Raw genomic sequence first — 10,735 nt, 5'->3', positions numbered from 1 at the left:
GCTGAACAGGCGGTAGACGCCGATCTCCAAAGCCGGGCCGGTAATGTCGACGGTGCCGTCGAGGGTGAGGTCGCCGGTGACGCCGAACAGGGCGGCGGTCGCGGGGCCGGCGAAGTTTGCAGCGATCGACGCGCCGGCGTCGAGCACCAGCGATCCCAGCGTCAGGACGCTCCCGGCGGTGCCGGAAAGGGTGCCGCCGGCCGCGACCGCGACCGCCCCGGCAATGGCGCCGGTGCCGGCGAGGGTGCCGCCGGCGCCGACCGTCACGGCGCTGGCGCTCAGCGTCCCGGTCACCGCCAGCGTCCCGCCCGAGACGTTCGTCGCCCCGCTATAGGCATTGCTGCCGGACAAAGTCAGCGTGCCTGCGCCGGTCTTGACCAGACTGCCGCCGCCCGAAACGGCGCCGCTCAGGGTGACGGCGTGCACGCCGGTGTCGAGGGTGGCGGTGGTGGCTTCGTCCAGGATCAGCGCATTGCCGACCGACAGATCGGCGAGGAGCGCGAGGGTCGCGCTGCCGGCGAAGGAGAGCGTGCCCGTCCCGAGGCCGGTCTCGCTGCCGAGCGCGATCGCGCCCGCGGCGAGGCGCGTCCCGCCGGAATAGAGGTTGTCGCCCGTGAGCGTCAGCGTGCCGGTGCCGGTCTTGGCGAGACCGCCCGCCCCGTCGATGACGCCGGAGAGCGTGACCGCGTTTGCCCCTGATGCGAGGGTCGCCACCTGGCCCTCGGCCAGGGCGATGGCATTGCCGATGCTGTAGGCGCCGCCGAAGGCGAGGGTGGCGGTTTCGGTGACGGAGACCCGGCCGGCGCCGAGGGCGGTGGCATGGCCGAGGGCGAGGGTGCCGCCCGAGAGGGTGGTGCCGCCGGAATAGGTGTTGGCGCCGGAGAGGGTGAGGGTATTCCCCCCCACTTTGGCGAGCGCGCCGGTTCCGCTCAGCACGCCGCTCCAGCTTGCGTCGAAGGCGGTGGTGTCGAGGGTGCTGGTGGTGTCGGCGACCAGGGTCGCGGCGACGCTGGTGGCGAGGGCCGATCCGACGACCTTGATCGTGCCGCCGCCGAGATTGAAGGCGTAGGTGCCGGCGCCGCCGCCATTCTGGTAGAGCCCGAGCAGGCTGGCGCCACCGATCTCCAGCGTGCCGCCGCTCAGATTGTAGGTGCCGCTGCCCTTGGCGCCGAGATACAGCTCGCCCGCGGCGCCGACATGCAGCAGCCCGGCGGTCTGGGTGATGGTGCCGTGGCCGATTCCGGTGGTCCCGATCAGCCAATTGCCGAGAATGAGATTGCCGGAATGGATGTTGACGGTGCCGCCGGCGATGGTGAGCGTCCCGGTGGACACGCCATTGTCGGAACTGGAGACCCGGCCGAGACTGAAGGTGCCGCCTGAAAAGTCGAGGGTCCCGTTCGAGAGGGTATAGGTGCCGGTGCCGCCCTGGTTGCCGATATGCAGGCCGCCGCAGGAATCGCACCCGTCGGGATCGGGGATCGTCAGCGTGCCGCCGGTCTGGGTGACCTGGCCCGAACCGCCCCAGGCGCCGATGGACAGGGTCGAGACCACGGTCAGTTCGCCGCCGGACAGGTCCAGCGCGGCGGAATTGGGCACGCCGCTCGTGGTGCCGGTGCCGACGTCGAGATAGGAAATCGCGGTCTCGCCCGCGCTCTGCGCCAGAGTTCCGGCAGCGACATAGAACTCGCCGGTGCCGACGCCCGACCGGGCCATGGTGGCGCCGTTGATCAGCAGCGTGCCGGCGCCGAGCTTGGCGAAGCGGCCATAGGACGAATTGCTGACGAAGCCGGCCGCGATGTCGCCGGAGAAGGCGGTGGTCCGGTCTGCGGCCACGTCGACGAGCAGGAAGCCGGTGCCGAGCGCGACGGAGCCGGCGCCGCTGAGGGCGCCGATGATCGCGACGCCGGCCACGCCGGAGACGTCGAGGGTGGCGCCGGCGCCGATGCTGACGGCATTGGCGGCGCCGAGGGCCGCGGCATGGCTCAAAGCCAGCGTTCCGGCATCGACGGCGACCGCGCCGGTGAAGCTGTCGGCGGCGGCCAAGGTCAGCGTGCCGGTGCCGGTCTTCTGGAGGCCGCCATCGCCGGATATGGCGCTGTTCCAGGTGATCGCAAAGCCGTTGGTGTCGAAGATCGCCGTCTCGTCCGCTGCGATCACGGTGGAAAACAGGGCGCTGGCGCTGAGAGTGGCGCCGGCGCGCAGCGTGCCGCCGCGGAAGTTCAGCGTGTCGCCCCCGGCGGCGCTGGCGGTGATGGCGTTGAGGCCCTGGACCGTCAGCGTGCCGCCGTCGAGATTATAGCTGCCCGCGCCCGCCCCGAAGCTCAGGCTTCCCCCGGTGATGGCGACCGCGCCGCCGGTCTGGTTGACCGTGCCGGTCGAGCCGGCCACATCGGCGATCCGAAGGCCGGCGGCGAAGCTGGCGGTGCCGCCGCTCACATTATAGGTGCCGGTGCCGGCCCGGCCTATGGTGACGCTCTCATTGGCGGTGAGGGTACCGCCCGCCTGCGACAGAAGGCCGATGGCCCCGGCATTGGAGCCCACCACGAAGCCGCCATTGCCGGCGGTGTCGATGGTCAGCGTACCGCCGTTCAACTCATAGGTGCCGGTGCCGCCGGCATCGAAGCCGATGGCGACGCTGCTGCCGCCGAGCGAAACGACGGAGGTGTCGTTCTGGATGATCTTGCCGTCGCCGGCGAAGTCGCCGCTCCCGCCGCCGGACCCGGTGGTCGCCATGCCCAGGAACAGATAGTCCGACGTCAGGGTGAATGCGGCGCTGTCGTTCAGCGTCAGGGTGCCGCTGGTGCCGGCGGTGCGGACGGCCTCGTTGAGGCCGATGAAGACGAAGCTGGTGCCCCCGGTGACCAGGGTGGCGGAATCGTTGAGGACATAAGAGGCGACGGCGCCGTCGCCGCCAATGATCAGATTGCTGCCGATCGTCACCCGGCTGGTGTCGTTCTGGGTGAAGGTGCCGGTGACGCCCGCGACCCCCCCGCCGACGCCGACATAGAGCAGGGTGGTGTCGGCGGAGGTGAGGTCCAGCTTGCTGGCGCCGCTCATGGCGACGGTGCCGGAGGAGGCCACCAGCGTCGGCGCCGTGCCGGTGGGATAGCCGACCACGAAGCTTCCCTCGGCGACCTTCAAGGTGCCGCTGCCGCCGAGGTTCAGGGTGGAGTTGCCGTAGACAATCGCCGCCGATCCGCTGGCGGCATCGCCGAGCAGGTTCAGGGTTTTCCCGCTGGCCACGTCGAGGCCGTAGGTGCCGCCGGATACGGCGACCAGCAAGGCGACGGAATTGGTCGCGCCCGTCGAGCTGACGGTGCCGCCGGTGAGGTTGAGATAGCCGGTTGTGGCGATATTGCCGAGGGTGAGCGTGCCGGCACCGGCCTTGGTCAGGATGCCCGCGCCGGTAATGGCGCCGGTCCAGGTGGCGCCGAGGCCGTTGGTGTCGATGACCGAGCCGAGGGGCCTGGTGAGCGGATCGACCAGATTGACCGACATGGCCGCGTCGGTGACCAGGGCGGTGTCGAGCACCTGGATCGTCCCGCCGGCGAAATTGAAGGTCTGGGTGCCCCCGCCATTGGCATACAGGGCATGCAGCGAGGTGCCGCCGATCTGCAGCAGGCCGCCGTTGAAATTGTACGTGCCGTCGCCGCGCGCCGCCAGATAGAAGTCGGCGGCATTCTCGATCCGGAGGGTGCCGCCGTCCTGGGTGAAGATGCCGTCGCCGATGCCGACCGTCGTCAAACCGCCGGCGGAGGCGTTCACCAGCCAATTGCCGAGAATGATACCGCCGTCGCGGACGATGATCTCGCCGGTGCCGGACAGGTTCAGCCGGCCGGTGAAGGCGGGCGAGCTGGCGGAATTGGTGCGGCCGAGATTGAGCACGCCGCCGGTGAAGTCGAGCGTGCCGCCGGTGAGATTATAGGTCCCGGTTCCCGCCTGGTTGCCGATATAGAGCCCGCCACAGCTGACGCAGCTGCCCGGGTCGGGGATGAAGACGGTCCCGGCGCTCTGGTCGACCGTGCCGGTGCCGCCCCAGGCGCCGATCGAGAAGGTGCGCTGGACCGTCAGCGAGCCTCCGGAGATGGTCATGCGGCCGACATTGGGATTGCCCGAACTGGTGCCCGAGCCGACATCCAGATAGGGGATCGCGGTCGTCCCCGCGGTCAGCGCCAGCGTGCCCTGCGTGACGTAGAACTCGCCGCCCGAGCCGACCACGGGATCGGTCATGACGGTGTCGTTGATGGTCAGCGTGCCGGCACCGGTCTTGTCGAAGCGGCCGTAATTGTTGCCGCTATTGCTGGTGAAGTTCGCGGTGATCGTGCCCGAGAACGCCGCCGCGGTCGCGACGTTCACCTGCAGGCGCGCATTGCCGAGATTGATCGTGCCGGTGCCGTTGAGCGCCCCGATGCTCACGATCCCCGTGCCCAACCCGGTCGTCGCCAAGGTCGCGGACTGGAGCGTGACGTCGTTGGCTGCGCTCAGCGCCGCGACATGGCCCAGCGCCAGCCCCCCGGCCGCGACCGTCACGTCCCCGGTAAAGCCGCTGTTCGCCCCCCCCAGAGTCAGTGTGCCCCCGCCGGTCTTCAGCAGATTTCCCGCGCCCGACAGCACGCCGTTCCAGGTGGCGCCGAGGTCGTTGGTGTCGATGGTCGGCGTGGTGCCGGCCGTCAGCGTGGCGGCGACGCTGGTGGTCAGGGCGGAGCCGATGACCTTGATTGTGCCGTTGCCGAAATTGAACAGGTAGGACCCTGTCCCCCCGCCCCCGCCATACAACCCCTTCAGGCTGGAACCGCCGATCTCCAACGTGCCGGCGGTGAAATTATAGGTCCCTGCGCCGTAGCCGCCGAGATACAGCGAGGATGCGCCGACGAAGCGCATGGTCCCGCCACTCTGGTTGAGTGTACCCGTGCTGTTCGTCTGGGTGCCCGGGTCGCGGTCGCCGATGACGAGAAAGCCTTCGCCATAGGCGCCATTGGGGCTGATTTCCAAGAGGCCCGTGCCGCTGACATTGAGCGTTCCGGTGCTGGCGGGGCGGCTGGTGGCATTGCGGCCGATCGAATGGCTGCCGCCGGCGATCAGCAATTGCCCGCCGCTGAGATTGTAGGTGCCGGTGCCGCCCTGGTTGCCGATATTCATGGCCACGCAATCGCCCGTGACCCCGCAGGTCGGGGTGAGCGAGACGGTGCCGCCGGACTGGTTCACGACGCCGGTGCCGCCCCAGTCGCCGATCTGCACCGTCGTGCCGATCGTCAACGCGCCCCCCGTCACGTCCAGTATGCCCGGGTTGGGGACGCTGTTGGTGAGGCCCTCGCCAAGGGCGAGATAGGTGAGGCTGGTGGTACCCGCGGTCTGGGAGAGCGTGCCGCCGATGACGTAGAAATTGCCCTTCGTCATCGACATGCCGTCGATGACGAGGGTGCCGTCGCCGGCTTTCACCAATGAGGCTTCCAGCCCGTCGCTGTCCGCTGCAATGACGTCGGCTGTGAATGCACCGCCGAAGGCCGAGGTGACGCCGGTGCCGATGACGGTGACCAGCGCGTTGGCGCCCACATCGACGGTTCCGGTGCCGGAAAGCACGCCGATCGTGACGATGGAATAGGGATTGGGGGACGTCGCCGGGATGCCGCTGATGTCGAAGACGGCGCCACTTCCGACGGCCACGTCGTTGAAGACGGTCAGAGGGGAGGCCGTGGCGAGCGCAGCAATATTGGTCAGCGCCAGCGTGCCGGCCGCGATGTCGATGTCGGCCGACAGGGCATTGGCGACGGCCAGCGTCAGAATGCCGGTGCCCTGTTTGCGGAACACCGTATCGCTGCCGCCGCCGGTGATGGTGCTGTTCCAGGTGGCATCGAAGCCGCCGGTGTCGATGGTGGAGGTCTCTCCACTGACGAGGAAGGTCGAGAAATTGCTGTCGGTGGTCAGGTTCGCGGCGACGACCCCGAGCGTTCCCCCGCCCAGGTTCAAACGGGTGGTCGCGACGGCGGCGCTGCGAATGCCGTTCGCGCCGCCGACCTCGAGCGTGCCGCCGTCGAGATTGTAGGTGCCGGTTCCATTGCCGAAGGACAGGCTCCCTCCGGTGATCGAGACCGTGCCCCCAGTCTGGTTCACGGTGCCTTCGGTCCCGGACGCGGCGAGGGTGAAACCCTGCGAGAAGGTCGCGGTGCCGCCGCTGATGGTGTAGCTGCCCGCCGCGCCCGCACCCGTCGATCCGAACGCGATCTGGCCGCTACTGGCGGTGTTGGCGATGAGCGTGCCGCCGGTCTGAACCAGGGCTCCCGTGCCACTGGCGCCATTGCCGAAATAGAAGAATCCGCTGTTGATAAGGAGCTGGCCGCCTTCCAATTGGTACGTGCCGGTTCCGGCTGTCCCGCCGGAGCCACTGCCGAACGCGACGAAGTCGCCGTTGAAGGTCGCGGTGCCAGCCTGCTGGATGATGGTGCCGGTGCCGGAATCCGTCCCGACATCCACATAACTGCCGGCGTCGGCGGTGAAGGCGCCGGTCCCTGAGATCGTCAGCGTGCCCATGCCGCCGGCCCCATCGCCGATATAGACGTGGGTTCCGGCCCGTGTGCCCTGGTGCAGGCTGCCGCCGCTGAGCGTGTAGTTTCCGGTCGCACCTGCGACGCCGAGATTGAGCGCACCTCCGGTGGCAACTTCGCCACCGCTCTGCGTGAAGGTGCCGGTGGAGTCTGCGCCATAGCCGACCGACAACACGCCATAACCTGCGGAGGCGGCGTCATTCATCGTGATCGCGCCGCCGGTCATGGTGACCGTGCCGGTTCCTCCGTTGTACCCGACCCTCATGCCGAGGGCGACGGCGGAAACGTTGAAATTGATTTCGGCGCCGTCGGCGAGGGTCAGGGCAGAGATGTTGCCGGTCCCTGCGCCGACATCGAAGCGGGGGCTGCCGGAGGTTTGGGCGAAGGTCAGGATGAGCGGCTGTCCGTTGCCGGGCAGACTGAGGCCGGCGGGGGCCACGATTCCGTTAGCGCCCTCGACGGTGATCGTATTCGAGGTGCTGCTCGCAGCCGCAGCGGCAAGGGCGGCGTCGAACTCGACCTGGGTTTCGACCATGTAGTTATCGGCGCGGACGGCTGTGCTCCCGAGCAAAGCGAGGCCGACCATCCCGGCCATAACCCTGGACCGGGGAATAGACCGCGGCGGAGTGAGCGCGGTGGTCATGGCGAGGCTGGCTTTGAGCAAGCGCGGGAGGATCAGACGAGAACTCCACGCACCCGGCTGAGCGGGACGCGCCAATCCAGTGGTCCGGCAGGAATGCACTGGCAACCGCGTCAAAGCCGCCCCCTTCCAGATCGCGCCGCCGACAGGCCTGTGCCTCTGAAAATTGAGACACCACGATCCAGTCATGAAAATTTGTAGCGAAGCCTAAATGAAAATCTCTCCGCTCGTAAAGCACGAATCCATGCGGTAGAGCAGCGGTGAAAGTAAAAACTATTTATTAGTCCACTATATTTTAGTGAAGGAAAATTTTAGAAATGTAAAAAACGTCATACATTTCTTACATATATGATTCTATCAAAAAGTGACATATAAAATAAAATTGAACACTTATTACAATCAAGTAAAATGTAATTCGATAAAAATTATACATAAATTATAAGAAAATTCCGGGCATATAGGTATTCGAGTGTGATTGTTCATCTGTCTCGTTGGTTGTAAAAATTCAGTTGAGCGTTACGTGTGCAGGGTACGTCCGGTTTAATGTAGGTATTAAAGTAGGTCATCTCGGCCGCCGGCGCGAATCACCTCATGGGGCGACGCGCTTTGATGAGTGCTCCGTCGGCGAAGTGTGCGCCCGTCGCACCGTCGCGGATCCGCGTGAGAGGCATGCGGACCGGCAGATCCGACGACCGCCTCGCGGCGTGGAATAAATTGCGCCCTGCGGGGTCTTCTTTCGCGTCGCTTCAAACGGCATGGCGTGCGCACAGGCTCTCGGACAGCGCGCTTGTTTCCACTTGAAAGGATCCGGTTCTAGAATAGCTCCCCAGATGAAGTTGCAAAGGCCGTGGCCGGCACGGGCCGGGCCTCCGATAAAGCGGGACGGGGTGGATGGCGCGGGTGGATCAGGCGGTGTTCCTCGCGGCGGGGCGCGGCGTACGGCTCGGGCCGCGCGGGCGCGAGATTCCCAAGGGCTTCTTGGAAGTCGGCGGAACCAGCCTCATCGAGCGCGCCGTGGGTCTCCTCAATGCCGCCGGAATCCGAGATGTGACCATCGTCACAGGGCATTTGCACGCGCATTACGACGCGTTGGCGCGCCGGCTGCCGGGCGTTCGCACGGTCCACAATCCGGACTTCGCGGAGAGCGGGTCTGCGCGTAGCCTCGCGGTCGGACTCGCGGCGACCGAGGGGCCGCTCCTGCTCCTCGAGGCCGATGCGATATGGGAGAAGGCGGCGCTCACCGCCGTGCTTCGCAAGACCTATCCTTCGCTGCTTCTCGCTTCCGGTCCGACGGGCGGCGGCGACGAGGTCTGGATCTGGGCCCAAAGCGGCACGCCGCGCCCGGTCCTCGATTTCATGTCGAAGCGGTGCGCCACGCGCCGGGGGCCGCCCTTCGGCGAACTGGTCGGCATCACGCGAATCGGGGCCGCATTCCGCGCCGCTCTGTTGGCCACCGAGGACAGATTTTTTACCTCCGACCCGAAGGGCGATTACGAGGACTGGCTGATCGCGGCCGCCACCCGCGTGCCGCTCCCGCTCCGGCGCATCGACGATCTCGTCTGGGCCGAAATCGACGACGAGGCGATGTATGCCCGTGCGCGCGCGACCGTGTGGCCGCGGCTCGCGGCGAGGGAGTGAGAAGGGAAAGGGGGGCGATCCGACCCGCCGCGTAGCGGGCGCGAGGTCATCCGACGTGGCGACTGAAGGCAAGGCAGACATTGGCTCCGCCAAAGGCGAAGGAATTGGAGAGCGCCGTTTCGACCGCCGTGCGCCGGGGGCCGCCGGAGATCGGATCGAAGCCGATGGCAGGATCCATGGCGAGAAAATTCAGCGTCGGCGGAAGGGTGCCTTGCTCCAGCGCGGCGATGGTGGCGATCGCTTCCAGCGCGCCGGCGGCACCCAAGGCGTGGCCGATCATCGATTTGGTTGAGGACACCGGAACGGCGTGGCTGCCAAAGACGGCCCGGATGGCGGTGGCCTCCGCCAGATCATTCGATTCCGTCCCGGTGCCATGGGCATTGACATAGCCGACGGCCTCGGGGGAAAGATCGGCGTCCGCCAGCGCCAGCCGCATCGCGTCCGCCATGCCTCCGGCATCCGAGGCGAGGAGCCCAGAGGCGCGGGTCGCCATTCCGCCGCCGCGCAGCAGACCCCGGATCCGAGCGCCGCGCCGTAAAGCCCTTTCCGGCCGTTCGAGGACGAGAATGCCGGCGCCTTCTCCGAGCACCATCCCGTCGCGGCCCGCCGAAAACGGGCGGCAAGTGGTCGTCGAAACGGCTCTCAGCGCGTCCCAGGCTCTCAGGACCCCTTCCGAGAAGCAGGAATCCGTGCCGCCGACGACCGCGATATCGATCAGCCCGGCGCGGAGGAAAGTGGCGCCGACCAGGATCGCGTGCGCCCCGGAAGCGCACGCGCTGGCAAGGCCGAAAACCGGACCGCAGGCCCCGATGTCGGCGGCAATCCGGACGGCGGGCGCATTCGACATGACCTGCGGCACGGTCAGCGGGCGCGGGCTGACCTTCTCCACCAGGATGCGCGCAAAATTATGCTCCAGAGCATCGATTCCGCCATTGGCTGTTCCGACGAACACGCCGATCCGGCTGGGATCCTCGATCTGCCCGGCCAGCCCCGCTTCCCGCCAGGCCTCGCGGGCGGCGACGGCGGCAAACTGCGTGAACCGGTCGATTTGAGACATGTCGCGCTCGGAAAAATGGTCCGACGCGACAAAGCCACGGATGGGGGCGCCAGCGGTCAGCCTCAGACCGGCCGGGCGGTGTTCCAGGGGAGCGATGGCCGCTTCGCCGGAAAGCACCGCCCGCACGAATGCGGATGCGCTCTGGCCGAGAGCCGAGACGGCGCCTCGGCCCGTCACCGCGCAAGCGCGGCGCACAATGCCCTCAGCGGCGGTGTTCGGGGATGAAAGAGACGAGGGCATCGACCAGATCGCCGACCGTGTCGAACTTCATTCCGGGCTTCAGATCGACCACCGCCCCGTACTGCTCTTCGAGGGCGAATACGACATGGACGATGTCGATGGAATCGATCGCCACCGCGTCGCGGGTCGTGCCGCGCGCCAGGACCGCCGACTTGTCTTCGATCTCGCTTCGGATCAGCGCGACGACACGCGCTTCCAACGGCGACCAATCCGCCTCGGTCGCCCCCGCTCCGGAAGGGTCTTGGCCTGCAATCATGCTGCCCCCTGCTTGGACCGCCCATTTCGGCGCCGTCCCTCGTTCCTCTTACCATCCCTTGGATAAATTTTCCCACTCGCGGTGGTATCTTCCGGCTGGTCGGCAAGCCAGTATCGACGGTGTCCGGCGGCTTCCTTGTCCGGGTCCACCCTCTGGGTTCGACCCTCTTGCGCGGAGGATGGATTTCTCGCGCCGAGGGGCCGTTCTGCCGAGTTGGGCCGAGCTCGCGCTTGAACTCTCCGGCTTTGGCCATCGGGTGGGTGCATCCACCAGGCCGTCATCGGAGGGTTTTGCGGTCTGCAGGGCGAAATGGGAAAAGCCGCGCCTCGAAAAGCATAGGACGGCATCCGGGACGGGCCCCG

4 protein-coding genes are annotated in these 10,735 nt (G+C 67.2%); 1 reads left to right on the top strand and 3 read right to left on the bottom strand.

Annotation, left to right across the window (positions count from 1 at the left end; all coding sequences use genetic code 11):
• Positions 1–7,077: beta strand repeat-containing protein (locus EDC64_RS14130; protein ID WP_207916082.1), on the bottom strand; the 7,077-nt coding region annotated here is incomplete at its 3' end.
• A 996-nt stretch (positions 7,078–8,073) separates the two neighbouring features.
• Between EDC64_RS14130 and EDC64_RS14125 the strand changes: the two genes are divergently transcribed.
• Positions 8,074–8,820 carry a phosphocholine cytidylyltransferase family protein gene (locus EDC64_RS14125; protein ID WP_132032393.1) on the top strand — a complete coding sequence of 249 codons (747 nt, stop codon included), beginning with the start codon at positions 8,074–8,076 and terminating at the stop codon, positions 8,818–8,820.
• A gap of 46 nt (positions 8,821–8,866) precedes the next feature.
• Here the strand turns inward: EDC64_RS14125 and EDC64_RS14120 are convergent, their stop codons facing one another.
• Together EDC64_RS14120 and EDC64_RS14115 are read right to left on the bottom strand one after the other, a co-directional pair.
• Entirely contained in the window at positions 8,867–10,117 is a 1,251-nt protein-coding gene (locus tag EDC64_RS14120; protein ID WP_132032391.1) for a beta-ketoacyl-[acyl-carrier-protein] synthase family protein, read from the bottom strand.
• Entirely contained in the window at positions 10,080–10,373 is a 294-nt protein-coding gene (locus EDC64_RS14115) for an acyl carrier protein (RefSeq protein ID WP_132032389.1), read from the bottom strand. The genes EDC64_RS14120 and EDC64_RS14115 overlap by 38 nt, the downstream gene beginning before the upstream one ends.
• Positions 10,374–10,735 lie beyond the last annotated feature (362 nt).

Origin of the sequence: Aquabacter spiritensis (assembly GCF_004346185.1) — a bacterium.
Classification (GTDB): domain Bacteria; phylum Pseudomonadota; class Alphaproteobacteria; order Rhizobiales; family Xanthobacteraceae; genus Aquabacter; species Aquabacter spiritensis.
Note: the sequence above shows the minus strand (reverse complement) of the source record. Positions and strands in the feature narration are given on the sequence as shown.

Coding starts and splice junctions, on each gene's coding strand:
- EDC64_RS14125 (WP_132032393.1), top strand. CDS start 8,074: ATGGCGCGGGTGGATCAGGCGGTGTTCCTCGCGGCGGGGCGCGGCGTA.
- EDC64_RS14120 (WP_132032391.1), bottom strand. CDS start 10,117: ATGCCCTCGTCTCTTTCATCCCCGAACACCGCCGCTGAGGGCATTGTG.
- EDC64_RS14115 (WP_132032389.1), bottom strand. CDS start 10,373: ATGATTGCAGGCCAAGACCCTTCCGGAGCGGGGGCGACCGAGGCGGAT.